This is a genomic window from Streptomyces sp. NPDC004126 (assembly GCF_050275515.1).
In the GTDB taxonomy this organism is placed as follows: domain Bacteria; phylum Actinomycetota; class Actinomycetes; order Streptomycetales; family Streptomycetaceae; genus Streptomyces.
Window position 1 is genome coordinate 105,567 of sequence record NZ_JBNNPF010000004.1, and the last position, 25,215, is coordinate 130,781.

A 25,215-nucleotide genomic window follows, 5' to 3' on the forward strand; every position below is an offset into this window, starting at 1 on the left:
GATCACCGTACGCGCATGAGAATGCGTACGGGAGGAGGCTGCGTCGACCGCCGAACCTGTTACCGGGTAATGCCGGCGTAGGGAGATAGGTCTCATGACCATTCAGGACGCACGCACGCCTGCCGTCAGCCAGAACGCCGACGGTCAGACCGAGCGCCAGCCGGGCTGGCACAAGGGCTACGTGGCGGGCTCCCGCCCCGACATCCGGGTGCCGGTCCGCCAGGTCCACCTCACCAACGGCAAGGACGTGACGCTCTACGACACGTCCGGGCCGTACACCGACCCGCAGATCGAGACCGACGTCCGCCGGGGCCTCGCGCCCCTGCGCGAGAACTGGATCATCGGCCGGGGCGACACGGAGGAGTACGCGGGACGCCCCGTCCGCCCCGAGGACGACGGCATCAAGCACACCTCGCCGCGCGGGGGCCTCAAGAACCTCGACGCGGTCTTCCCGGGCCGCCCGCGCCAGCCCCGCCGGGGCCGTGGCGGCGCCGCCGTCACGCAGCTCGCGTACGCCCGCCGGGGCGAGATCACCCCGGAGATGGAGTACGTCGCGATCCGCGAGAACGTCTCCCCCGAGGTCGTCCGCGAGGAGATCGCCGCAGGCCGTGCAGTGCTCCCGGCCAACGTGAACCACCCGGAGATCGAGCCGATGATCATCGGCAAGAAGTTCCTGGTGAAGGTCAACGCCAACATCGGCAACTCCGCCGTCACCTCCTCGATCGAGGAAGAGGTGGAGAAGATGACCTGGGCGACCCGCTGGGGCGCCGACACGGTCATGGACCTCTCCACCGGCCGCAACATCCACACCACCCGCGAGTGGGTGCTGCGCAACTCCCCCGTCCCGATCGGCACCGTGCCGCTGTACCAGGCCCTGGAGAAGGTCGACGGCAGGGCCGAGGACCTGACCTGGGAGATCTACAAGGACACGGTCATCGAGCAGGCCGAGCAGGGCGTCGACTACATGACGGTCCACGCCGGCGTGCTGCTGCCGTACGTGCCGCTGACCGCCCGTCGCAAGACCGGCATCGTCTCCCGCGGCGGTTCGATCATGGCCGCCTGGTGCCTCGCGCACCACAAGGAGAACTTCCTCTACACGAACTTCGAGGAGCTCTGCGAGATCCTCGCGACGTACGACGTCACGTACTCGCTGGGCGACGGCCTGCGTCCCGGCTCCATCGCGGACGCCAATGACGCGGCGCAGTTCGCGGAGCTGAAGACGCTGGGCGAGCTGAACACCATCGCCAAGCGGCACAACGTCCAGACGATGATCGAGGGCCCGGGCCACGTCCCGATGCACAAGATCAAGGAGAACATCGACCTCCAGCAGGAGATCTGCGAGGAGGCGCCGTTCTACACGCTCGGCCCGCTGACCACCGACGTCGCGCCCGCGTACGACCACATCACCTCGGGCATCGGCGCCGCGATGATCGCCTGGTGGGGCACCGCGATGCTCTGCTACGTGACGCCCAAGGAGCACCTGGGCCTGCCCAACCGGGACGACGTGAAGACCGGCGTCATCACCTACAAGATCTCCGCGCACGCGGCGGACCTGGCCAAGGGCCACCCGGGCGCCCAGGAGTGGGACGACGCCCTGTCGGACGCGCGGTTCGAGTTCCGCTGGGAGGACCAGTTCAACCTGGCCCTCGACCCGGACACGGCCCGCGAGTTCCACGACGAGACCCTTCCGGCCGAGCCGGCCAAGACCGCGCACTTCTGCTCCATGTGCGGTCCGAAGTTCTGCTCCATGAAGATCTCGCAGGACATCCGCCGTCAGCACGGTGGTGACCTGAAGGCCGATGAGATCGAGGCGGGCATGGCGGAGAAGTCCGCCGAGTTCGCGGCCTCGGGCAACAGGGTCTACCTGCCGCTGGCCGACTGACGTTGCGCAGGGGGTCGGCCGACGGCATTCCGGGGGGAGTCGTCGGCCGGCCTTCGTAGTGCCCGGCCGAGCCCCTGGGGGCGGATGTTTCACGTGAAACAGGCCCGGACGGGCAGCGGTGGCCGGGGCCCTACTCCGGGTCGTGGTCCGGTCCGCCGAAGTCCGGGCTGGTGAAGTCCGGAGAGCTGAAACCGGGGCGAGGGCCCTGGGAGTTCGGGCCCGGGCTGGTGAAGTCCGGACGCGTGTAGCCCAGGCTGGGGATCCGTCCGGCCCCCGGCGTGCGCGGCACCGGATAGCCCGGCCCGGCGGTCGGGTCGGCCAGGGCGTCGCGCAGGAACGGCACGATGCCCCGCTCCAGCAGTGCGTGCCTCCAGGCCTCCCGGGCGCGGGAGAGCTCGTCGGGTATCGGCACGCTCTCTTCCGCCGCGACCTCCGTGGAGCTGTTGCGCAGGGCCGTGACGAGCAGCCCGACCACCGCGAACAGCAGGGCGGCCACGGTGAGCCCGCCGAAGAGCCACCCCGCCGTCAGCATCGTCTCGGCGAAGGCCGGGGCGGGGTCGACCATCTTGAGGCAGTACCCCACCAGCAGGAAGATCAGCATGGCGGTGCCCGCCAGGACCGGTGCGAGGACTCCGACCACGGCGCTCACGCCGGCCCCGCCGTCCTGCTCCTCGCCGCCGTCCTCGGCGTTCGTCCCGGAGGCCGACAGGGCTCCGTCGCGCAGCTCCTCCCGCACCTTCACGTAGTGGTCGTACTCGGCGGCCGCCGCGGCGGTCAGGAGTGTGGTGGCGGCCAGGGCCATGGTGCGCAGTTGTTCGGCGTTCAGGCGTTCGCCGAGAGTGGCGAGCTCGGGCCGTTCGCCCGCGGTGCGCAGCGCCTCGTCGAGGAGCCGGTCGAACTCCGGTCGGTCTTCGGTGAGCAGGTGCGGAGCGCTGGTCATGTGCATCCCCCGATGCTCCGTACATGCCGGTATGCCCGCGTAGATCCGGGGCTCCGGCACAAACGGAGGAGAGCCTGCTACGGATAGAGCGATGGTAGAGCGCCCCTGCCACGCCGTGACAGGGGCTTTGCTGAAATACCCCGCTCCGAGAACGCTCAGTCGCGCAGAGGTAGTTGAACGACGAGCAGCTTGCCCGCCATCGTCACTCCGCCGTCCATCGCGATGGCCAGCCCGTCGGCGTACACGTGCGGCCCGTCCACGGCCTCCGGGCCGTGGGAGTCGTCGCCGTCCTCGGTTCCCACTTCGCCGAGCAGGTACGGGATGGGGCTGTGGCCGTGGACGACGCGGCCGCCGCCGTAGGTGGCCAGGAGTTCCCGTACGGCCTGGGGGCCGGTCTCCTCGTCGCGGAAGGCGAACCGCTTGGTGAACTTGCGGAAGAGGTCCCAGGTGATGTCGGCGTCGTTGCGGTTGAGCAGTTCGTGGATGGTGTCGTTGACGTCCTCGATGGAGTCGCCGTAGTCCAGGTACGCGGTGGTGTCGGAGTGCAGCAGCAGGTGGCCGTCCTGCAGCGTCGCCGCGTCGAGGCGGGACATCCACTGCAGGTGGACGTCCTCCAGGCGCTCCATGTCGGTGCGCTGGCCGCCGTTGAGGAGCCAGGCTGCCTGGAAGGTGGCGGTTCCGGCGCCGGAGGACACGGGGGTGTCGCCGAAGCGCTTGGCGCCGATCAGGAGCAGTTCGTGGTTGCCCATCAGGGCCTTGCAGTAGCCGCCGGCGGCGGCGGCCTCGGCGGAGAGCCGCATGACGAGGTCGATGACGCCGATGCCGTCGGGGCCGCGGTCGGTGAAGTCGCCGAGGAACCAGAGCCGGGCGTTGCCGGCGGACCAGCGGCATTCGGCGTCGATGAGGTGCTGGGCCTGGAGCTCCCGGACGAGCTCGTCCAGGTAGCCGTGCACGTCGCCCACGACGTAGAGCGGACCGGGGCCGGAGCCCGGGTTCTCCTGGGGGACGTACTGGACCTGCACGGTGTCCCCGGGGCCGCCGGCCGAGCCGCGGACGATGATGGGCAGGTCGCGCTGCGTGGGCGTGTAGCCGTCGTCACCGCCACCGTACTCGCCGTCGCCCGCGGCGCGCTGCTGCGGGACGGTCTCCGTGCCCGGGTGGGCGGGAGGGGCCGCGGCGGGCCGGTCGGGGGCGTAGGCGGGCCTCGGGGGCACGGGAGTGCTCTCGTCGTAGTACGCGGGGTACTCGCCGTACACGGGGGGCTCGCCGGGCAGTGCGGCGGGCGCGGTGTACGGCGCGGGTTCGACGACCGGCACCCGGAAGTCCCGCAGCGTGTCCGTCCGCATCGCGGGTCCCTGACCGGCCCCCTGAGTCATCGACCCCTCCACCACCGTCGCGCTGCCGTACACCTGCGGACCCTCCTCACCTCCGGTGCGGAGGGTCCGTGATGTCGTGCGCCCATCATAGGAATGCGGCTCGCGCTCTGTGACGCACCAGGGGTGGTGAATCCTGACCGGAACCTCTCCTTCCTGCCCTTTTGTTCCGGTTTGGGTGCTGTGGAAATCCTCGACGGGGCCTTCGGCCCCGCCCAAGTGACGGTGTGGCGGTCAGTCCTGGGCCGGTGAGCGCGGCGGGCTGACGGTGGTCCGGGGGGTTCTGCGCTGCGAGGAGGTACGGATGATCAGCTCGGTCGGCACGACCTGTTCGACGGGGCGTCCGGTGTCCACTCCCTCGATCGCGTCGATCAGCAGCTGTACGACGGCGGTGCCGATGCGGCGGGGCTTGAGGGAGAGCGTGGTGATGGGCGGTTCGGTGTTGGCGTAGACGGTGGACTCGCTGCAGCAGACGAGGAGCAGGTCCTCGGGGACCCGCAGCCCGTAGCGCCGGGCGGCGGCGAGGAGGTCGGTGCCGTTGGGGTCGAAGAGCCCGTACACGGCGTCCGGCCGGTCGGGGCGGGCGAGGAGCCGGTCGGCGGCGACGGCGCCGGCGCACGGGTCGTGGGCGGGGTAGGACTCGTAGACGGGGTCCTGGCCGACGCGCTCGCACCAGTTGAGGTACGCGGTCGTGGAGAGCCGGGTGTAGGTGTCGGTGGTGGTGCCGGTGAGCAGCCCGATGCGGCGGGCCCCGGCGGCGGCGAGGTGGTCGAGGAGGCCCAGTACGGCGGCTTCGTGGTCGTTGTCCACCCAGGCGGTGACGGGCAGGGTGCCCGCCGGCCGGCCGTCGGAGACCACGGGCAGGCCCTGGCGGACCAGTTCGCTGACGACCGGGTCGTGGTCGGAGGGGTCGATGACGACGGTGCCGTCGAGGGCCACGTTGGACCAGACGTCGTGTCGTGAGGTGGCGGGCAGGATGACGAGGGCGTAGCCGCGGGCGAGCGCCGCGGAGGTGGCGGCCCGGGCCATCTCGGCGAAGTACGCGAATTCGGTGAAGGTGAAAGGTTCATCCCCGTACGTCGTCACGGTCAGGCCGATGAGGCCCGACTTGCCGGTACGGAGGGTGCGGGCCGCGGCGGAGGGGCGGTACCCCAGCCGGTCGGCGACCTCGCGGACGTGGCGGCGGGTGGCGTCCGGCAGCCTCCCCTTGCCATTGAGCGCGTCGGAGACGGTTGTGATGGACACGCCCGCCGCGGCGGCCACGTCCCTGATGCCGGCCCGGCCCTGTCGGCCGCCGACCCGCCGGGTGGTCTCGGTCCGGCTCACCTGATGCTTCCCTGCTGCTGTCATGGCGAGCCGATAGTAGGGCGCGGAGGGGAGGGTGGTTCGGGTGCATATGCACGCGTTGACAGGCACGATTCTGCATGGTTCGCCACCCCCAATGACCTTGGAATTGAAGGTATTTCTCGCCCTGGTCTGAGAGTGGGGCTTGTCGGCGGGTACGAGCATGCCAAAACGGAGCCGTCTCGGGTGGCCCTCAACTCACCTGCACGAGGGACGCGCGCCACGGCGCAGGCCACCGGCGCACGCATATATGCGCGCGCTCCCCCTGTGTTCCTGGCGCCCGCCATTCTCGGATCGGCGGAATCCTCATAAGGTGAGCAGTATTGAGTCGACGGAGACGTCGACGGGACGGTCGAGGAGGACCTGCGGTGAGCGAGAAGAGCCCGAAGCTGCGCGCCGAGCTGGACGGCATCCCCACCTACAAGCCCGGCAAGCCCGCCGCCGCGGGCGGGGCCGTCGCGTTCAAGCTGTCCTCGAACGAGAACCCGTATCCGCCGCTCCCGGGGGTCCTGGAGACCGCCGTGGCGGCAGCCGGCCGGTTCAACCGCTACCCGGACATGGCGTGCACCGGCCTGGTGAACGAGCTGGCGGAGCGTTTCGGCGTACCGGTCGAGCACATCGCCACGGGCACCGGCTCGGTGGGCGTGGCCCAGTCGCTGATCCAGTCCACGGCCGGCCCGGGCGACGAGGTCATCTACGCCTGGCGCTCCTTCGAGGCGTACCCGATCATCACCCAGATCGCGGGAGCGAAGTCGGTCCAGGTGCCGCTGACCGACGGTGACGTCCACGACCTGGACGCGATGGCCGCCGCGATCACCGACCGGACCCGCCTGATCTTCGTCTGCAATCCCAACAACCCCACCGGCACCGCCGTGCGCCGCGCCGAGCTGGAGCGGTTCCTGGACCGGGTGCCCTCGGACGTCCTGGTGGTGCTGGACGAGGCCTACCGGGAGTTCGTGCGCGACGCCGACATCCCGGACGGCATCGAGCTCTACCGCAACCGCCCGAACGTCGCCGTGCTGCGCACGTTCTCCAAGGCGTACGGGCTGGCCGGCCTGCGCGTCGGCTTCGCGGTGGCACACGAGCCGGTGGCCGCGGCGCTGCGCAAGACGGCGGTGCCCTTCGGCGTGAGCCAGCTGGCCCAGGACGCGGCGGTCGCCTCGCTGCAGGCGGAGGACGAGCTGATGGGCCGGGTCGGGGCGCTGGTGTGCGAGCGCAACCGCGTCCACGAGACGCTGATCGCGCAGGGCTGGACGGTCCCGGACACCCAGGCCAACTTCGTGTGGATGCGGCTGGGGGAGCGGACGGCCGACTTCGCGGCGGCCTGCGAGAAGGCCGGCGTGGTGGTCCGGCCCTTCGCGGGTGAGGGCCTGCGGGTCACGATCGGTGAGACCGAGGCGAACGACCTCTTCCTGCACACGGCGGAGGCGTTCTTCAAGGAGCTGTAGGCAAGGAGCTGCGGCCACGTGCCGCGGCCGGGGACTGGGGTCAGACCAGTTCCACGCGGATGGGGTCGCCGTCGCGGACGGTGGCCAGCAGGCGGGGGTCGCCGTCGAACGAGCCGAGCACGTTGCAGGGGCTCGCCAGGCGGCTCTCGCCCCCGCGCGAGATGGGCGTGGGGCCGTAGGGCAGGGCGAGTGCGTCGCCCTCGGTCCAGAAGGCGACCGTGCCGGGCTCGACGACCTGCTGGGCGTCGTCCTCCAGGGCCACGGAGACCCCGGTGTCGAAGTAGACCTCCTCGCCCCACGTGTTCGCGGAGGCGGAGATCGGAAGGGCCGCGGCCAGCGCCTTGCTGGTCGGGGTCTCGTCGAGGGTCGCGGTGAGCAGGCCCGCAGGCCAGGAGATTCGAATCTGCATGGCCACATTCAACAATCTGTTGAAATCCTTGGCTAGTGGCCGATAAGGGGGACCCCGGCTGATTCGAGCCGCGAGCGGTAGGACATAATGCTTGTGAATGTGAACGCGTTCACAAGCGTGTCCTGCTTCCTCCCGTTATGGGGAGGAACCCGCCAGGCAGACTGCCCGCTGTGACCACGGCGACGACAAGGAGAAGACGACGTGGACCTAGCTTTGGCGCCTGAGACATTGGCGCGCTGGCAGTTCGGCATCACCACCGTCTACCACTTCCTCTTCGTTCCGCTCACGATCTCGCTCGCCGCGCTGACAGCCGGCCTGCAGACCGCGTGGGTCCGCACGGAGAAGGAGAAGTACCTCAGGGCCACGAAGTTCTGGGGCAAGCTTTTCTTGATCAATATCGCGATGGGCGTCGTCACCGGCATCGTCCAGGAGTTCCAGTTCGGCATGAACTGGTCCGACTACTCGCGATTCGTCGGTGACGTCTTCGGCGCCCCGCTGGCCTTCGAGGCTTTGATCGCCTTCTTCTTCGAGTCGACCTTCATCGGGTTGTGGATCTTCGGTTGGGACAAGCTGCCGAAGAAGATCCACCTGGCCTGCATCTGGATGGTCTCCCTCGGCACCGTCCTGTCCGCCTACTTCATCCTGGCGGCCAACTCCTGGATGCAGCACCCGGTCGGCTACCGCATCAACGAGGAGCGGGGCCGGGCCGAGCTCACCGACTTCTGGGCGGTCCTCACCCAGGACACGGCCCTCACCCAGTTCTTCCACACCATCACGGCCGCGTTCCTCGTCGGCGGCGCGTTCATGGTCGGCATCGCCGCCTTCCACCTCGCGCGCAAGAAGCACGTACCGGTGATGCGCAGCTCGCTGCGGCTCGGCCTGGTCGTCATGATCATCGCCGGGATGGGCACCGCGATCAGCGGCGACCTGCTCGGCAAGGTGATGTTCAAGCAGCAGCCGATGAAGATGGCCGCCGCCGAGGCGCTCTGGGACGGCGAGGCGCCGGCCCCCTTCTCGGTCTTCGCCTACGGAGACGTCGAGAAGGGCCACAACAAGGTCGCCATCGAGATCCCCGGCCTGCTGTCCTTCCTCGCCAACGACGACTTCAGCTCCTTCGTCCCCGGCATCAACGACGTCAACAAGGCCGAACAGGAGAAGTTCGGCCCCGGCGACTACCGCCCCAACATCCCCGTCGCGTACTGGGGCTTCCGCTGGATGATCGGCTTCGGCATGGCCTCCCTCGGGATCGGCATGCTCGGGCTCTGGCTGACCCGCAAGCGGTTCATGCTGCCGCCGGCCCTGCGCACCGGTGAGGACGAGGTCCCCCATCTCGTCCTCTTCAAGAAGGCGCTCAGCCCCCGGTACGCCCGGCTGTACTGGGTCGTCGCCCTCTGGACCATGCTCTTCCCGCTGATCGCCAACTCCTGGGGCTGGATCTTCACCGAGATGGGCCGCCAGCCCTGGGTGGTCTACGGAGTGCTGCGCACCAGGGACGCGGTCTCGCCGGGCGTCTCGCAGGGCGAGGTGCTCACCTCGATGATCGGCTTCACGCTGCTCTACGCCGTGCTCGCGGTGATCGAGGTCAGGCTCCTCGTGAAGTACGTCAAGGCCGGCCCTCCCGAGCTCACCGAGGCCGACCTCAACCCGCCCACCAGGATCGGCGGGGACGACAAGAACCCCGACCGGCCGATGGCCTTCTCGTACTGAGGCTGAGGAGACCACACCATGGAACTTCACGACGTCTGGTTCGTACTGATCGCCGTCCTGTGGACCGGCTACTTCTTCCTGGAGGGCTTCGACTTCGGCATCGGCGTCCTGACCAAGCTCCTCGCCCGGGACCGCACGGAGAAGCGGGTCCTGATCAACACCATCGGGCCCGTCTGGGACGGGAACGAGGTCTGGCTGCTCACGGCCGGCGGCGCCACCTTCGCCGCCTTCCCGGAGTGGTACGCGACCCTCTTCTCCGGCTTCTACCTGCCGCTGCTGCTCATCCTGGGGTGCCTCATCGTCCGCGGTGTCGCCTTCGAGTACCGCCACAAGCGGTCCGAGGAGCGGTGGCAGACCAACTGGGAACACGCGATCTTCTGGACCTCGCTGATCCCGGCCTTCCTGTGGGGCGTGGCCTTCGCCAACATCACGCGCGGCGTGAAGATCGACCAGGACATGGAGTACGTCGGGAACGTCCTCGACCTGCTCAACGTCTACTCGGTCCTCGGCGGCCTGGTCACCCTCACCCTGTTCACCTTCCACGGTGCCGTATTCGCCGCGCTGAAGACCGTCGGGGACATCCGGGACCGTGCGCGTGCGCTCGCCACCCGGCTGGGCGTGGTGACGGCCGTCCTGGCCCTGGCCTTCCTGATCTGGACCCAGGCCTCGCGCGGTGACGTGTGGAGCCTGGTGGCGATGGCCGTCGCCGTACTGGCACTGCTGGGGGCCCTCGGGTTCAACCTGGCGGGCCGGGAGGGCTGGGCGTTCGCCCTGTCCGGGATCACCATCGCGGCGGCCGTCGCGATGCTCTTCCTGACGCTGTTCCCGAACGTCATGCCGTCCTCGCTGGACGCGGCCTGGAGCCTCACGGTCACCAACGCCTCGTCCACCCCGTACACCCTGAAGATCATGACCTGGTGCGCCGCCGTGGCCACTCCCCTGGTCCTGCTCTACCAGGGCTGGACGTACTGGGTCTTCCGCAAGCGGATCGGTACGCAGCACATCGTCGACGCGCACTGAGCTGCGTGCGTCACTCCTGCCCGACCCTGCCGAGGGGATGTTTCACGTGAAACCGATCGACCCGCGCCTGCTGCGGTACGCCCGTTCCACCCGTCTCTTCCTGGGGGCGGTGGTGGCCCTCGGGCTCGCCGGAGCGGGGCTGGTCGTCGGTCAGGCGATGCTCATCGCCGAGATCGTGGTCGGAGCCTTCGAGCGGGGACTCGACGGAGCCGCGCTCCGGACGCCACTGCTGCTGCTCGCGGCGGTGGCCCTGGGGCGCGGCCTCGTCACCTGGCTCACGGAGCTGGCCGCGCACCGGGCGAGCGCGGCGGTCAAGTCCGAACTCCGGGGCCGGCTGCTGGACCGGGCCGCCGGCCTGGGGCCCGGCTGGCTCAGCGGGCAGCGCACGGGGTCCCTGGTGTCCCTGGCCACCCGGGGCGTGGACGCGCTCGACGACTACTTCTCCCGCTACCTGCCCCAGCTGGGGCTCGCGGTGGTGGTCCCGGTGGCGGTCCTCGCCCGGATCGTCACCGAGGACTGGGTGTCGGCGGCCATCATCGTGGTCACCCTGCCGCTGATCCCGCTGTTCATGATCCTCATCGGCATGGCCACCCAGAGCCGGATGGACCGCCAGTGGCGGCTGCTCTCCCGGCTCTCGGGGCACTTCCTCGACGTGGTGGTGGGTCTTCCCACGCTGAAGGTGTTCGGGCGGGCCAAGGCGCAGGCCGAGTCCATCCGGAAGATCACCGACGACTACCGCCAGGCCACCATGCGCACCCTGCGCATCGCCTTCCTCTCCTCCTTCGCCCTGGAGCTGCTGGCGACGCTGTCGGTGGCGCTCGTCGCGGTCACCATCGGCATGCGGCTCGTCCACGGGGAACTGGACCTGTACACCGGACTGGTCGTCCTGATCCTCGCGCCGGAGGCCTACCTGCCGCTGCGCCAGGTCGGCGCGCAGTACCACGCGGCCGCCGAGGGACTGGCCGCCGCGGAAGAGATCTTCGAGGTCCTGGAGACCCCGGCCCCCGCGCCGGGCGGCGGCGCCGACGTGCCGGCCACGGGTCTGCGCATCGCGCTCGACGGGGTCGAGGTGCGGTACGAGGGGCGCGGCGCGAGCTCTCCGGGACCCGTATCGCTCGTCGTCGGACCGGGTGAGTGCGTGGCCCTCACCGGGCCGAGCGGGGCCGGGAAGTCCACCCTGCTGAACGTGCTGCTGGGCTTCGTCACCCCGACGGCGGGACGGGTCCGGGTCGGGGACGCGGACCTGGCCGAGCTCTCCCTGGAACAGTGGCGGGAGCGCATCGCGTGGGTCCCGCAGCGGCCGCACCTGTTCGCCGGGTCCATCGCCGAGAACGTCCGCCTGGCCCGCCCCGGGGCCGGCGGCGAAGCCGTGGAGGCGGCCCTGCGCGACGCCGGGGCGTGGGAGTTCGTATCGGCCCTGCCGCACGGGGCGCGGACCCTGCTCGGCGAGGGCGGGGCCGGCCTGTCCGCCGGGCAGCGCCAGCGTCTCGCCCTGGCCAGGGCGTTCCTCGCGGACCGGCCGGTACTGCTGCTGGACGAGCCGACGGCGGCCCTGGACGGGGAGACGGAAGCGGCGGTCGTGGATGCCGTACGCCGCCTCGCGGTCGGGCGGACCGTGCTGCTCGTGGTGCACCGGCCGGCGCTGCTGGCGGTGGCCGACCGGGTGGTGGCGGTGGGCGAGGGCGCCCCGGCCCGCCCGCACGTGGGCACGGCACCCCGGGCTGACGGGGGGACGGCTCCGCGCGGCTCCGCCGTGGTCGCCGGCCCCGGGGAGTGGATCCTCGGGGACGGACCCGAGCGGGACGGACGCGGACCGGGCGGCGGGAGCACCGCCGGCACGGGCACGGCCGGTGATCCGCTGCGGCGGGTGCGGGCCGTGGCCGCGGCCTGGCAGGACCGGTTCCGGCTCGGGCTGCTGCTCGGGGCGCTGGCCGTCGCGAGCAGCATCGGGCTGATGGCCGTCTCCGGATGGCTGATCTCCCGGGCCTCCGAGCAGCCGCCGGTGATGTACCTGGCGGTGGCCGTCACCGCGACGCGGGCCTTCGGCATCGGGCGGGCCGTCTTCCGCTACACCGAGCGGCTCGTGTCGCACGACGCCGTCCTGCGGATGCTCGCCGACCTGCGGGTCGCGGTGTACCGCCGACTGGAGCGGATCGCCCCCGCCGGGCTGCGCGAGCAGCGGCGCGGGGACCTCCTCTCCCGGCTGGTGGCCGACGCCGACGCGCTCCAGGACTACTGGCTGCGCTGGCTCCTCCCGGTGGGCACCGCGGTGCTCGTCGGCACCGGGTCGGTGGCGTTCACCGCCTGGATGCTGCCCGGGGCGGGGGCCGTCCTCGCGGTGGGTCTGCTCGCCGCGGGGGTGGGGGTGCCGCTGCTCAGCGGGGCCTGTGCACGGCGTGCCGAGCGGCGGCTGGCGCCGGCCCGGGGCGAACTCGCCACCCGGGTGGCCGATCTGCTGACGGGTACCGCCGAACTGACGGTGGCCGGGGCGCTGGCCGGCCGGAAGGAGCGGGCTCGGGAGAGCGACGGGGTGCTGACCCGGATCGCCTCGCGCGGGGCCGCGGCCAACGGGCTCGGCGGCGGGCTGTCCGCCCTGGTGTGCGGACTCACGGTGGTGTGTGCCGCGTTCGCGGGTGCGGAGGCCGTCGCGGCCGGCCGGCTGTCAGGGGTGGCCATGGCGGTGGTGGTGCTGACCCCGCTCGCCGCCTTCGAGGCCGTCAACGGGCTCCCGCTGGCCGTCCAGTACCGCCAGCGGGTGCGCCGCAGCGCCGAGCGGGTGTACGAGGTCATCGACGCGCCGGTGCCCGTCGCCGAGCCGGCCGAGCCCCTGGCGTTGCCGGCCTCGCCGTTCCCGCTGCGGCTGACGGGCCTCGCCGCCCGGCACGGCGGGCAGGAGCGGGACGCGCTGCACGGGCTGGACCTGACCCTGGAGGCGGGTCGGCGCATCGCGGTCGTCGGGCCGTCGGGTTCGGGCAAGACCACCCTGGCGCAGGTCCTGCTGCGCTTCCTCGACCCGCGCGAAGGCGCGTACACCCTGGGCGGGACGGACGTCCGCGACCTCGACGGCGACGACGTACGCCGGATCGTGGGCCTGTGCGCCCAGGACGCGCACCTCTTCGACAGCTCGGTGCGCGAGAACCTGCGGCTGGCCCGTACCGGGGCGAGCGAGGAGGAGCTGCGCGAGGCGCTGGCCGCGGCCCGGCTGCTGGAGTGGGCCGATGGGCTTCCGGACGGACTGGACACCCTGGTCGGGGAGCACGGTGAGCGGATCTCCGGCGGGCAGCGCCAGCGGCTGGCCCTGGCGCGGGCGCTGCTGGCGGACTTCCCCGTCCTCGTCCTGGACGAGCCGGCCGAGCACCTGGACCTGGCGACCGCGGACGCCCTGACGGCGGATCTGCTGGCGGCCACCGAGGGCCGGACCACCGTACTGATCACGCACCGGCTCGCCGGGCTGGCGGCGGTGGACGAGGTGCTCGTACTGGACGGGGGAGCGGTCGTGCAGCGGGGTGCCTATGCGGAGCTGGCCGCGGTCGAGGGACCGCTGCGGAGCCTGCTGGAGCGTGAGCGCGAGGCCGATCGGGCCCTTATTGGCACCCCGGGCTGACTTTCCCTCCTAAACGGGACTAACTAGGCTCAAGGGCATGTCAGTGCAGGAGTCGCAGGAATCACCGGAGTCACCGGAATCCCGTGGGGGCGCACCGGATCCGCTGGAGGCCGCCACCCAGGCCACCCGTAGTCTGCACGGGCTGTCCACGGAGCTGACCGCGCGCGTCCCGCAACTGCTGGAGGCCATGCGCTCGGTCGGCACCGGCCTCGAACTGCACTCCACGCTCGACCGCATCTGCGAGACCGCCGCCGAGCTCGCCGACGCCCGCTACGCGGCGATCGGGGTCGTGGACACGGACGGCCCGGGGCTCTCGGACTTCGTCACCTTCGGCGTCAGCGCACAGGTGGCGCGGCGGATCGGGCACCGGCCGGACGGGAAGCGCGGCCTGCTCGGGGCGCTCATCTCCCACCCGGACACCGTCCGGCTCGCCGATCTGACGAAGGACCCCCGGTCGGCGGGATTCCCCGCGCACCACCCGCCCATGAAGACCTTCCTGGGCGTCCCGATCCGGGTGCAGGGCGAGATCTTCGGGAACCTCTACCTCGCCGAGAAGAACGGCGGCGGCGAGTTCAACGACTACGACGTCCACATGGTCCGGGTGCTGGCCACCGAGGCGGGCATCGCCATCGGCAACGCCCGGCTCTACGAGGCCGCCACCCAGCGCGAGCGCTGGATCGACGGCTCGGTGGCCGTCACCACGGCCCTGCTGTCCGGCGGGGACGCGGACGACGCCCTGTCGGTGGTGGCCGAACAGGCCCGGAGGCTGGCCGATTCCGCCGCCGGGATCGTGATGCTGCCGGCGGAGGAGGGCGGCATGGAGATCGTCGCCGTCTCCGCGGACAACCCCGCCACCTCGCTCGGCGTGGTCATTCCCGCCGAGAGCCCGGTGGTGGACAAGCTGCTGCGGGGCGAGCCGGTCTTCGTGGACGACGCCGCCGCCGACCCGCGCATGATCAGCAGGCTGACCAGTCAGTACGGACCCTGCATGATGCTGCCGCTGCACAGCGGCGGGCGGGTGCTCGGCGCGCTGGTCACCCCGCGGGCCCGCGGCAAACGGCCCTTCACGGAGGCGGAACGGACCCTGGCCACGCAGTTCGCCTCCCAGGCCGCCCTCGCGCTGATGATGGCCGAGGCCCAGCGCGACCGGGAGCGGCTCGCGGTGTTCGAGGACCGCGACCGGATCGCCCGGGACCTGCACGACCTGGTCATCCAGCGGCTGTTCGCCACCGGGATGATGCTGGAGGGCGCGCAGCGCAGGTCCATCGTCCCCGAGGTCCGCGACGGCGTGGGCAAGGCCGTGGACGAGCTGGACGTGACCATCCAGGAGATCCGCACCGCGATCTTCGCGCTCCAGCAGGGCCCGGCGGAGGCCCCGTCGGGGCTGCGCACCCGTGTGCTGCGGGAGATCAACATGGCGGCCGTGCCGCTGGGCTTCAAGCCCGCGCACCGGTTCGTCGGGCCGATCGACACGGTCGTCGGCGAGCTGGTCGGCAAGAACCTGATCGCAGCCCTCCGCGAGGCCCTGTCGAACGCCTTCCGGCACGCCGCCGCGTCCCGCATCGAGGTGCTGGTCGACTCCACCGCCGGTCTGCCCGACGGCCGGCCCGGAGTGCGGCTGGAAGTAGCCGACGACGGGGTGGGCATGCCGGAGGGCGGCCGGCGCAGCGGCTTGCGGAACCTGCGCCGCAGGGCGGAGTCGCTCGGCGGCTCCAGCTGGTACGGATCCGGCATCGGGGAGGACGGCGGCGGGACCACCCTGGTCTGGGAGGCCCCGCTGTGATCCGTCGTGCCCGTCCGGGCGGGTGGACCTAGCCGCGCTCGGCGCGCTCGGCCAGGATCTGTTCGATGACCACGGCGACCCCGTCCTCGTTGTTGGCGACGGTACGGCCGGACGCGGCCGCGATCACGTCCGGGTGGGCGTTGCCCATCGCGTACGAGGTGCCCGCCCAGCGGAGCATCTCCACGTCGTTCGGCATGTCCCCGAAGGCGACGACCTCCGCGGGGGAGATCCCGCGTTCGGCGCAGCACAGCTCCAGGGTGCTGGCCTTGGACACGCCGAGCCCGCTGATCTCCAGCAGTGCGGTCGGGCTGGAGCGGGTGATGGAGGCGTAGGCGCCGGCGGCGGACCGGGCCAGGGCGAGGAAGTCGTCCGGGGCCATCTCGGGGTGGTGCGCGAGCAGCTTCAGCACCGGCGCCGCATGGTCGTCGTGTTCCTCGTGGAGCAGCTTCTCGGCGGTGGCGACCGTGGCGCCCGGGTCCTGGAAGAACGGCGGGTAGGCCGGCTCGTAGTTGATGCCGGTGGTCATCTCGACCGCGAAGGAGGTGCCGGGGGCGGCCTTGCGCAGGGTGTTGACGACGGTGAGGGCCGTGGCCCGGGGCAGTGCCCTGACCTGGACGAACTCCCGGCCGGCGTGGAGGTCGACGACGGCGGCGCCGTTCGCGCAGATCGCCAGGCCGTGGCCGTGGACGTGGTCGCTGACCACGTCCATCCAGCGGGCCGGACGGCCGGTGACGAAGAAGACCTCGATCCCGGCCTCCTCGGCAGCGGCGAGCGCGGCGACCGTGCGGAGCGAGACGGACTTGTCGTCGCGCAGCAGGGTGCCGTCGAGATCGGTGGCGATGAGCCGGGGGGCGGGGGTCGGCCCGTCGGGCCGCTGAGAAGCCGAGGTCACCGCTCCATCTTCGCCCATGGGCCCCTGCCGCCGGACCATGATCGTCCCGACATTTTTCCCCGATCCCGCCACGGGGCCGCCCCGCGGAAGCATCCGGCCCGGCGCATGTTTCACGTGAAACATGCGCCGCGCCGGACGAGCCGGGCCCTGCGGCACGCTGCGTGGTTGGTGTACGAGCCACGGACCGCCGTACGCTCGACGGCATGACTCTGCGCCTGAGCACCGTGATCCTGCCGGTACGTCCGTGGCACGAGGGAGGCCGCGACCAGTGGGAGCGGGCCGAGCGCCTCGGGTTCCACACCGCCTACACCTACGACCACCTGAGCTGGCGGAGCTTCCGCGACCAGACCTGGTACGGCGCGGTGCCCACCCTGACCGCCGCGGCCGCCGTCACCGAGCGGATCCGCCTGGGCACCCTCGTCACCTCGCCGAACTTCCGGCACCCCGTGACCCTGGCCAAGGAGCTGATGTCGCTGGACGACATCTCGGGCGGCCGAGTCACCCTCGGCATCGGGGCGGGCGGCAACGGCTTCGACGCGACCGCGCTGGGGCAGGAGGAGTGGAGCCCGCGCGAGCGGGCGGACCGCTTCGCGGAGTTCGTGCCGCTGCTCGACCGGCTGCTCACCGAGCCGGCGGTCACCCACCGCGGCACGTTCTACTCCGCCGAAGAGGCGCGCAACATTCCCGGGTGCGTCCAGCGCCCCCGTCTGCCGTTCGCCGTCGCGGCGACCGGCCCGCGCGGTGTGAAGCTCGCGGCGAGCCACGGCCAGGCCTGGGTGACCGCGGGCGACCCGAAGCACGCCGAGGGCACGCCCGAGGAGTCGCTGGCGGCCCTGCGCGTGCAGCACGGGCGCCTCGAAAAGGCCCTGGCGGAGATCGGCCGGGACTCCGACTCCATCGAGAAGGTGCTGCTGACCGGCTTCACCCCGGAGCGCGCGGCCATTCTGGAGTCCGTGGACGCGTTCGTGGACTTCGCGGGCCGCCACCGCGAGCTGGGCTTCACCGAGCTGGTGATCCACGCGCCCGTCCCGGACTCCGACTTCGCCGCCGACGAGGCGGTCTTCGAGCGGATCGCCACCGAGGCGCTCGCCCAGCTGGAGGGCTGAACCTCCCCCGACGGCCCCGGCCGGGTCCCGCGATACGACGGGACCCGGCCGGGGCCGGTCAGGCGATCAGGCGATCAGGCGATCAGGTGCTCAGGCCGTCAGGTTCGTGATGATCCGCCGCGCCTGGGGGACCAACCACTCCGGAGCCGCGCCCTCGGGCAGTGACTCGGCCTCCTCCAGCAGCGCCGACATCCTGGCCGCGCCCGCCTCCGGGCGGCCCAGCTCGTGATCGGTCCACGCCGCGTTGTTCACGCACTGGAAGCGGTCCTGGAGGTACTCCGGCCCGAGCCCCGAGTACAGTCCGGCCGCGCGCTCCCACAGCCCGATCTCCTCCAGCCGCAGGGCCTCGACGGCGGCGGGGCTCAGGACCACCCCGTCGTCGTGGGACTCCCCGGTGCCCTCCGGGGCACGGGAGCCCACCAGCCGGTCCAGCACCTGTGCCAGCTGGTGCCAGGTCTGCGCCAGTTCGGAGAGCAGCTCCGGGTCCTCGGCGTCGCCGGCCTCCAGGGCGGCCTCCAGGACCTCGGCGGCCTCGTCCATCAGGACCCGGGCCGCTGCCACGCTCTCCTCGGTGACCTCCTCGCGCATCCCCAGCCAGGCCAGTGAACGCAGGATCCTGACCTCGGAGACCACCGCGTCACCGGTCAGCCGGCGCAGCTCCAGGGCACGCCGGTACGCGGCGACGGCCTCGTCGGCGAGACCGGCGTCGGAGAGGCAGTCGGCCGCCGCCTGGGCGAAGCCCGCCTGCGGCCGGGGGTCCTCCCAGTCCTCGACCAGGTCGGCGGCGAGCAGGAACTGCTCCGCGGCGGCCCGGGACTCGCGCAGCTCCCGCAGCAGGTTCCCCAGGAAGTCCCGCGCCGACACGGCCTGTCCCTCACCGTGCTCCAGCAGGTCCGGCAGCGCCGACTGCAGCACCTCCGCCGCGTCGGCGGTCCGCCCGTCCCGGGCGTAGGCCTGGGCCAGCATCAGCCGGGCCTGGGCCCCGCCGTCCGCTGTCAGCCCCGCCTGGTCGAACCAGTGCGCCGCCGTGAGGGCGTGCTCGGCGGCCTCCGCGGCCGCGCCCCGCCCGCGCAGCAGGACGTCCGCGAGGGTGAGGCGTACGAGACCCCGCTCCTCGGGGTCTGTCACCTCGGCGGAGTGCTCCAGGCCGGACCGCGCGGCTGCTTCGGCCTCCTCGGGCCGTCCCAGCGAGAGCAGCACCCCGGCCCGCAGCACGAGGGGGTCCGCCGCCTGCCACGGGCGGCCCGCCCCGACCGCCCGGTCCGCGGCGGAGGCCAGCAGCTCCAGGGCCCGTTCGGTGTCGCCCTGCGAGAGGGCCAGCCGGCCGAGCAGCTCCTCGGCCTCGGAGGCGAGGTCCGGGAGGACCTGCCCGTAGGAGGAGACGAAGGAGGAGAGCTCGGCCACCAGCAGCCCGTGGCCGTGCTCGTGTTCGTGTTCGTGGGCATGGCCGTGGCCGTGGCCGTACTCGTGGTCGTGCTCGTTCCCGTGTTCCCGTGCGGCCTCCGCGGAGCGCAGGTACGGCTCCAGCCGCAGCGCGGACAGCTCCGCGACGGCGATCCGGCGCGCCCGCAGCGGTTCCGCCGCGTCCAGCGCCTCGGCGGCGCGCAGGCCCGCGGCCAGCAGCGCGCGGACCTCCTCCGGCGCGGCCCCGGCCTGCGCGGCCGCGCTCGCCAGCCGCAGCTCGGCCAGAGCTGCGCGCTCGGCCTGCCCCAGCGCCCGGTAGCCGTCGCGGACGGCGGTCAGCAGTTCCGCCGCGTCCGGTGCCCCGGCCCGCGCGGCCGTCAGGGCCCGGTGGTCGGCGACCTCGGCGGTCAGCATCGGGTGCACGTCCGGCTCCGGCAGCGCGGAGACCCGTACGGCCACCTCCGCCCAGAGCCGGTCCGCGTCCGGGCGGCCCGTGTCGCGGGCGTCGCGGGCCCGCTCCACGAGCACGCTGAACTCGGCGGCGCTGACGGGCACGGGTACGGGGGCCGCGGCCGCGTCCGGGGCCGTCCCGGCCGGCTGCGGCAGCGCGGTGCTGCGCACGCCGAGCGGCAGCGTGTCGGCCAGCGGCGCCCGGGAGAGCCGCTCCGTGAGCCGCTCGGAGACCCGGGTGGTGCCGTTGCGCACGTCGAACCGCCGGGCGATGTCCAGGACCTCGGCGCTCAGGACGCCGTGCAGCTCCTCGACGGTGTGCGCGGAGCCCTCGTACGGCACCGTCGGGTCGCCGCCGTGGCCGAGTTCGATCAGCCGCCGGAGCAGGACGAGGACCCCGGCGTAGAAGTCCAGCTGGGTCTTGACGTCCACGAGCGGCCGCAGGTGGGCCCCGTGCTCGGCGAGGATCTCCACGCCGCGTGCCTCGTTGCCGGTGAGCGCGCAGAACTCGATGTGCTGGCCGATCGCCCGCAGCAGGCTCTCCTTGCCCCGGGCCATCCGGTAGCCGCGCAGGTGGTGCGAGCGGGCCTCGTCGGTGCGGCCGAGGCGCAGCAGGGGGAGCAGAGACCGGGCGAGCACCCGGTGCGGTTCCTCCATGCAGGTCTGCTCGCCCGTCAGCACGGGCTCCCAGACCTCGATGGCCTTGGCGTGCTCGCCCTTGGTCGCCCAGAAGACGCCCTGGGAGTTGGTCTCGCAGGCGTGGCAGTCGCTCATCTCGTCGCGGTCGGCCGTGCGCCACTGCGCCATGGCCCGCTCGGCGCGCTCGTCGTCGCCGATGGCGTCGGCGAGGAAGTACTCGGACTGGCGTACCGCCCGCTCGCTGTAGCCGGCGATCCGGTAGCGCTTCTCCATGTCGTCGAGGTAGCCGGTGACGGAGGAGATCGGCACGTCGGGGGAGCTGATGATCTGGCCCGAGACCCACTTGAAGCGCCAGAACAGGGAGTGGGCGTCGCCCGGGCCGAACGCCGTCGGGTCGCGGTCGTACTCCTGGAGGAGGCGGGCGAAGGGGACCACCATGCGGCTGCGCTCGGCGCTGTACTCGTAGGAGTCGATCTGGTTGATCAGCGCCGCCCGGTACACACCGGTGTCGCCGCAGACCTCGGCGGCGGCGGTCAGCGCCTCGGCCTGGGCGTTGCGCGCGGCACCGTGGGGCAGGTTCCGGTTCTCGTGCAGGGCGCGCCGGATCTCGTCGGCCGTCAGGGTGCTCACTTCTCGTCCTCCTCGGAGGCGGCGGTCGGGGTGTCCGGGCTGTTGACGGGGTGGGTCGCCCATTCCAGGAGCCCGAGGAAGGCCCGGTTGAGCAGGGCCGAATCGGCCGGGCGCAGCGGCCGCTGGGACATCAGCAGCGCCTGGCCGTACAGCGATTCGACGGCGGTGCCGGCGAGCGTCGGGTCGGGAAGGCCCGCGATCCGCCGGATCAGCGGGTTGTTGTGGTTGAGGACGAGGCGGGCGCGCGGGGCGGAGCCGCGCAGGGAGCCGAGGATGCCGCTCCACAGGGAGTCGGCGGACTCGAGAGCGGCGGTCCGGTCGCGCTCCTGGCGGGCCTGGCGGTCGTCGAGGTACAGCGCGGGGACGGCCACGGGCTGGAAGGCGCGCAGCACCACGTCGCAGCTCTGGGGCTCCAGCCGGGTGCGGGCGGTGGAGAGGAAGGCGGCGAGGGAGAGTTCGACGGCGGTGGGGACCGGGTCGAGGCGGTCGGTGACCGCTCCCGCGTCCAGTTCGGTGACCTTCAGGTCGGGGCGTACGGAGGGCAGCAGGGCCAGCAGGTCGGCGTCGTAGGTGTAGCCGGCGTTGACGACGCCGAGGCCGTGGGCGGCCGCGATCGGGGCGATCTGCCGGAACTCCTCGACGGTGTGCGTGAAGTGGATCTCGGAGTGGGCCGCCGTGAACTCCTCCAGGTTCATCGAGCCGTCGCTGGTCTCGAACGGCAGCCACGGCAGCATGAGGCCGAGCAGTTCGGCGTCGTGCCGGGCGAGGGACTTCACGCCGAGGTGGTGGACGCTCAGGAAGGCGGCCAGACGGTCCGGTTCGCTCGCGGCGAGTTCCGCCAGCCAGGACCGGATGCGGGCGCCGAGGGCTTCGCGCACGGCGGCGAGCGTCTCGTCGTCGTAGAGGTTCTCGCGGGAGGCGGTGGGCCGCAGGGTGTCGGTGTCGAGCACGGCGCGGACGAAGAAGGACCAGTCCGGCAGCAGGTTGTCGGCCTGGTCGGTGAGCAGCATGCCCTTGAGGTGGACGCGGTGGCCGGCCCGGTGGGCGGGGCTGGTCGGTTCGGGGAGTACGTACGCGACTCCGCGCACCCCGGCCACCGGCAGGTCGAGGTCGATGCTGTCGAGCGGGGTGAAGCCGAAGAGCTGCGCGCAGTGGCCGGCGAGCGCGACGCGCCGGGCGGCCGGGGTGGGGTGGGCCCGGTCCCACACGGCGGGCCGGTCGGTGACGGGGCGGGGAGTGCCGCCGAGGCCGTCGTCGAAGGTGATCGGGTAGGGGAGCAGGGAGCCGTAGTCGCGGGCCAGGTGCTCGACGCGGGCGGGCTCGGTCCACTCCTCGGCGCCCGGGCGGGCTTCCAGATGGACGGTGGTGCCGGGCTCGGTGCGGGCCTCGTGGGGCAGTTCGCGCACGGTGTACGAGCCGTCGTCCGTGGCCAGCCACTCGACGGGCGCGGCCTGGGGGTCGCGGGCGGACCGGGTGACGACCCGGATCTGCCGGGCGACGACGAAGCAGGCGAGCAGGCCGATGCCGAACTGGCCGAGGAACTGCTGACGGGTGTTCTCCAGGCCCTGGAGTTCGGCGGCGGAGGCGCCTTCGCCGCGGCGCTTGGAGCTGCGGCCGATGGTGGCGAGGAGGGAGTGGGCCTCGTCGGCGGTCAGGCCGATGCCGGAGTCCTCGATGGTGATCCGGCCGGCGGCCGCGGACAGGCGGATGCGCACCTCGGCGCCGGGTTCGTGCGCATGACGGGCGGTCACGGCGTCCACGGCGTTCTGGAGGAGTTCGCGCACGTAGACGCGGGGGCTGGAATAGAGGTGGTGGGAGAGCAGGTCGACCAGGCCGCGCAGATCGACCTGGAAGTTGTTGACTGCGCCCTCGGCCGGGGATTCGAAGGGGAATTCGGAAGGAGACGGGGACGGGGAAACGGATGTCATCAGGCATCAGCTCGCTTGCTCGCGTGGTCGGTCGGCGATCGCGAGGTACCCCCCTCACTGATCCCGGAACGAGGAACAGAGTAGGTGGACGATCCGACAATCACTCCGTGAATTCCGTCCCTGTCGGCGTACTCGGCCGGGGCCTTCGGCCGGTCACTGGAAGCGGAGGAATTCCGGCGGTACGGCCTCCGCCAGCCACACCCCGTTGGCGCTGACCCGGAACGCGTGGCCGGCCGCGCGCATCGCCGCGGCGTCCACGGCGAGGACCACGGGCCGGCCCCGGCGCGCGCCGACCCGGGTGGCCGTCTCGCGGTCGGGCGACAGGTGTACGTGGTGGCGGGCCATGGGGCGCAGGCCCTCGGCGCGGATCGCGTCCAGGGCCGCGGCCACGGTGCCGTGGTAGAGGTACGCGGGCGGTTCGGCCTCCGGCAGGCCCAGGTCCACGGCGACCGTGTGGCCCTGGCTGGCCCGGATGCGGGTGCCGTCGACGGCGAACCGCTGCTTGTCGTTGGCGGCGACGACGTGGTCGAGTTCGGCCCTGCTGAACGGGAATCCGTGGTCCGCGGCGGCCCGCAGGAGATCGTCGATCTCCACCCAGCCCTGGGGGTCGAGCACCAGTCCGATCCGTTCCGGCTGGTGCCGCAGGTGTTTCGAGACGTATTTGGACACCTTCACGGTGCGTCGGTCATCCATGTGCCCAGCTTGACGGCTCGCAGGGGGCCGCGGCAGCGATTTTCCACCCCTCGGACGGGCGGGGCGCGGGCGGGACACCCTCTATCGCTTTTCCAAGATACGGAATACATTTTCCGCATCACGACTTATTCAGAGGGAGAAACTATGACAAATAAGGCCTCACTGCTTCGGCGTGTGGCTGCCGAGCTCATCGGCACCGCAGGCCTGCTCGTGGTGGTGATCGGCTCGGGCATCCAGGCCGCGAACCTCAGCCGCGACACCGGTGTCGCCCTCGTCGCCAACTCGCTCGCCTCCGCGATCGGCCTCGGCCTGATCATCACCCTGTTCGGCCCCCTCTCCGGAGCCCACCTCAACCCGGTCGTCACCCTCACCGCCTGGTGGGCCCGGCGCACCGGCGGCGAGGGACTCGACGCGCGTGAGGCCTTCGCGTACGCCGCCGCCCAGACCACCGGCGCCATCGGCGGCGCCGTACTGGCGGAGACGATGTTCGGCCGCACCCCGGGAACCTTCTCCACCCAGGTCCGCGACGGGGGCCACCTGCTGATCGGCGAGATCGTCGCCACCGCCGGACTGGTCCTGGTCATCCAGGGCCTCGGCCGCATCGGCCGGCCCAGGCTGATCCCGGCCGCGGTCGCCGCGTACATCGCCGCCGCGATCTGGTTCACCTCGTCCGGGTCCTTCGCCAACCCGGCCGGCACCATCGGGCGCGCCTTCAGCGACTCCTTCACCGGCATCGCACCGCAGTCGCTCCCCGGGTTCGTCGCGGCGCAGCTGCTCGGCGGCGTCCTCGGACTCGCCCTGGCCGTGCTCCTCTACGGCCGCGAGCGCCGTGACGGTGACACCGGGGCGCCCCGATCCGGACAGCCGGAGACGGAGGCCGCCGTGGCCGATATCCCCCGCCCGGGTTCCGCCTTCGAGGCCATCGTCTAGGCGGCCACCCGTGTTGCCCACAGGCAGACGGGAGTTGTCCACAGCCGTTTCGGCGGGTTTCGGCGACATCTGAGCGATTCGCCCCGGGGACCCCCTGTGGACTACCGATCGAGCATTACCGGCCGCGCCGGCTCGCCAGATCGTTCATCGTCCGGGCCTGGAGCTCCCGCTCCGTCGCGGCCCGGACGAACTCCGCCACGTGCTCCGGCCCCACCAGCTCCTGCACCGCCCGCACCGTCCCGGCGGGCAGGGCCACCGGGGCGGGGCCCGTCGGCTGAGCCGCACCGGGCGCGCCCAGATGGCGCTGGAGGTGCCGGGTCGCGAACAGCCTCATCGCCCGGGCCAGCTCGGCGTCCACCGTCTGCTGGGCCAGCGGCCGCAGCCTGCGCACCATCGTCGCCGCCTCGGCCGCGTCCGCGTCGGTCGGCGGCACCTGTCCGAGGTAGCGGGCGAAGACGTGCTCGGTGGTGAACTCCAGGAAGCGCGAGGCGATGTGCTCCACCTGCCCGCGCAGCTCGCGCAGGTGCCCCGTGATCGCCCCCAGGGGCACCCCCGCCGCGTACAGCTCGGCCGCGACGGCCAGCTCCTGCGGCGAGGGCACGAGGAACTCGTCCGGGCGGCCGGGGATCCGCTCCAGCACCCCGAGCTCACAGGCCTCGTCCACCGCGTCGTCGTCGGGCAGGCCGCCGAACCGCGCGTTGAGGTCCTCCCGGCTGATCCGGTCGGCCTCCTCGTCGGTCCAGGGCCCGTGCACCTCGGCCACCAGACCGAGTACGCCGCCCAGCCCGCGCCCCGCGTCCCAGGCCTCCAGCAGCTCCTTGATGGAGGCCAGGGTGTAGCCGCGGTCCAGCAGGTCCGCGATCTGGCGCAGGCGCGCCAGGTGCGTCTCCCGGTAGACGTTGGACCGGCCCCGCCGCTCCGGCTTCGGCAGCAGGCCGCGGTCCTGGTACGCCCGGATCGTGCGCACCGTCGCCCCGCTGTGATGGGCCAGATCCTCGATCCTGTACTCGGCTACCGCCTGATCGGACAATCC

17 protein-coding genes are annotated in these 25,215 nt (G+C 72.2%); 8 read left to right on the plus strand and 9 right to left on the minus strand.

Features of this window, described 5'->3' with window-relative positions; all coding sequences use genetic code 11:
• Positions 1 to 94 precede the first annotated feature (94 nt).
• Entirely contained in the window at positions 95 to 1,882 is a 1,788-nt protein-coding gene (gene thiC / locus ACQKM2_RS05785; RefSeq protein WP_427706972.1) for a phosphomethylpyrimidine synthase ThiC, read from the plus strand.
• Positions 1,883 to 2,012: 130 nt separating this feature from the next.
• Here thiC and ACQKM2_RS05790 read toward each other — a convergent pair whose 3' ends face one another.
• The 3 genes from ACQKM2_RS05790 to ACQKM2_RS05800 all read right to left on the minus strand — a co-directional run bounded on the left by ACQKM2_RS05790 (position 2,013) and on the right by ACQKM2_RS05800 (position 5,545).
• On the minus strand, positions 2,013 to 2,828 hold the full coding sequence (locus ACQKM2_RS05790; protein ID WP_427706974.1) for a hypothetical protein: 816 nt from the start codon (positions 2,826 to 2,828) through the stop codon (positions 2,013 to 2,015).
• A gap of 149 nt (positions 2,829 to 2,977) precedes the next feature.
• On the minus strand, positions 2,978 to 4,213 hold the full coding sequence (locus ACQKM2_RS05795; RefSeq protein ID WP_427707185.1) for a metallophosphoesterase: 1,236 nt from the start codon (positions 4,211 to 4,213) through the stop codon (positions 2,978 to 2,980).
• Between the two features lie 216 nt (positions 4,214 to 4,429).
• Entirely contained in the window at positions 4,430 to 5,545 is a 1,116-nt protein-coding gene (locus tag ACQKM2_RS05800) for a LacI family DNA-binding transcriptional regulator (protein ID WP_007265278.1), read from the minus strand.
• 362 nt (positions 5,546 to 5,907) lie between these two features.
• Here ACQKM2_RS05800 and hisC point away from each other — a divergent pair, with 362 nt between their 5' ends.
• On the plus strand, positions 5,908 to 6,987 hold the full coding sequence (hisC, locus tag ACQKM2_RS05805) for a histidinol-phosphate transaminase (RefSeq protein WP_427706976.1): 1,080 nt from the start codon (positions 5,908 to 5,910) through the stop codon (positions 6,985 to 6,987).
• A gap of 40 nt (positions 6,988 to 7,027) precedes the next feature.
• Here hisC and ACQKM2_RS05810 read toward each other — a convergent pair whose 3' ends face one another.
• The gene (locus ACQKM2_RS05810; RefSeq protein WP_042801275.1) at positions 7,028 to 7,396 is read right to left on the minus strand and encodes a cyclophilin-like fold protein; all 369 of its coding nucleotides are present in this window, start codon (positions 7,394 to 7,396) and stop codon (positions 7,028 to 7,030) included.
• A 201-nt stretch (positions 7,397 to 7,597) separates the two neighbouring features.
• On the opposite strand from ACQKM2_RS05810, the gene ACQKM2_RS05815 reads away from it, so the two are divergent.
• From ACQKM2_RS05815 to ACQKM2_RS05830, 4 genes are read left to right on the plus strand one after another with little or no spacing between them, the layout of a single operon-like run.
• Positions 7,598 to 9,103 (plus strand): cytochrome ubiquinol oxidase subunit I, encoded by a 1,506-nt coding sequence (locus tag ACQKM2_RS05815; RefSeq protein WP_427706978.1) that lies wholly within the window; start codon positions 7,598 to 7,600, stop codon positions 9,101 to 9,103.
• A gap of 18 nt (positions 9,104 to 9,121) precedes the next feature.
• Entirely contained in the window at positions 9,122 to 10,123 is a 1,002-nt protein-coding gene (gene cydB / locus ACQKM2_RS05820) for a cytochrome d ubiquinol oxidase subunit II (protein WP_427706980.1), read from the plus strand.
• 46 nt (positions 10,124 to 10,169) lie between these two features.
• Positions 10,170 to 13,727, plus strand: a complete 3,558-nt coding sequence (gene cydD, locus ACQKM2_RS05825) for a thiol reductant ABC exporter subunit CydD (RefSeq protein WP_427706982.1) — start codon at positions 10,170 to 10,172, stop codon at positions 13,725 to 13,727.
• Positions 13,728 to 13,764: 37 nt separating this feature from the next.
• Entirely contained in the window at positions 13,765 to 15,510 is a 1,746-nt protein-coding gene (locus tag ACQKM2_RS05830; RefSeq protein WP_427706984.1) for a GAF domain-containing sensor histidine kinase, read from the plus strand.
• Between the two features lie 28 nt (positions 15,511 to 15,538).
• On the opposite strand, the gene ACQKM2_RS05835 is transcribed toward ACQKM2_RS05830, so the two are convergent.
• A complete protein-coding gene (locus ACQKM2_RS05835; RefSeq protein ID WP_427706986.1) occupies positions 15,539 to 16,420 on the minus strand; it encodes a Cof-type HAD-IIB family hydrolase in 882 nt (293 codons plus the stop codon).
• Positions 16,421 to 16,605: 185 nt separating this feature from the next.
• On the opposite strand from ACQKM2_RS05835, the gene ACQKM2_RS05840 reads away from it, so the two are divergent.
• On the plus strand, positions 16,606 to 17,508 hold the full coding sequence (locus tag ACQKM2_RS05840; protein ID WP_427706988.1) for an LLM class flavin-dependent oxidoreductase: 903 nt from the start codon (positions 16,606 to 16,608) through the stop codon (positions 17,506 to 17,508).
• 90 nt (positions 17,509 to 17,598) lie between these two features.
• Here the strand turns inward: ACQKM2_RS05840 and ACQKM2_RS05845 are convergent, their stop codons facing one another.
• The 3 genes from ACQKM2_RS05845 to ACQKM2_RS05855 form a co-directional block, all read right to left on the minus strand.
• The gene (locus ACQKM2_RS05845; RefSeq protein ID WP_427706991.1) at positions 17,599 to 20,631 is read right to left on the minus strand and encodes a tetratricopeptide repeat protein; all 3,033 of its coding nucleotides are present in this window, start codon (positions 20,629 to 20,631) and stop codon (positions 17,599 to 17,601) included.
• A complete protein-coding gene (locus ACQKM2_RS05850; RefSeq protein ID WP_427706993.1) occupies positions 20,628 to 22,559 on the minus strand; it encodes an HSP90 family protein in 1,932 nt (643 codons plus the stop codon). Before ACQKM2_RS05850 ends, ACQKM2_RS05845 begins: the two co-directional genes overlap by 4 nt.
• Positions 22,560 to 22,712: 153 nt before the next feature.
• Positions 22,713 to 23,252: an RNA 2'-phosphotransferase gene (locus tag ACQKM2_RS05855; protein WP_427706995.1), complete on the minus strand. Its 540-nt coding sequence runs from the start codon at positions 23,250 to 23,252 to the stop codon at positions 22,713 to 22,715.
• Between the two features lie 144 nt (positions 23,253 to 23,396).
• Between ACQKM2_RS05855 and ACQKM2_RS05860 the strand changes: the two genes are divergently transcribed.
• Complete coding sequence (locus tag ACQKM2_RS05860) at positions 23,397 to 24,182, plus strand: aquaporin (protein ID WP_427706998.1); 786 nt, start codon at positions 23,397 to 23,399, stop codon at positions 24,180 to 24,182.
• Between the two features lie 115 nt (positions 24,183 to 24,297).
• On the opposite strand, the gene ACQKM2_RS05865 is transcribed toward ACQKM2_RS05860, so the two are convergent.
• The gene (locus ACQKM2_RS05865) at positions 24,298 to 25,212 is read right to left on the minus strand and encodes a MerR family transcriptional regulator (protein ID WP_125813411.1); all 915 of its coding nucleotides are present in this window, start codon (positions 25,210 to 25,212) and stop codon (positions 24,298 to 24,300) included.
• Between the last annotated feature and the right edge of the window lie 3 nt (positions 25,213 to 25,215).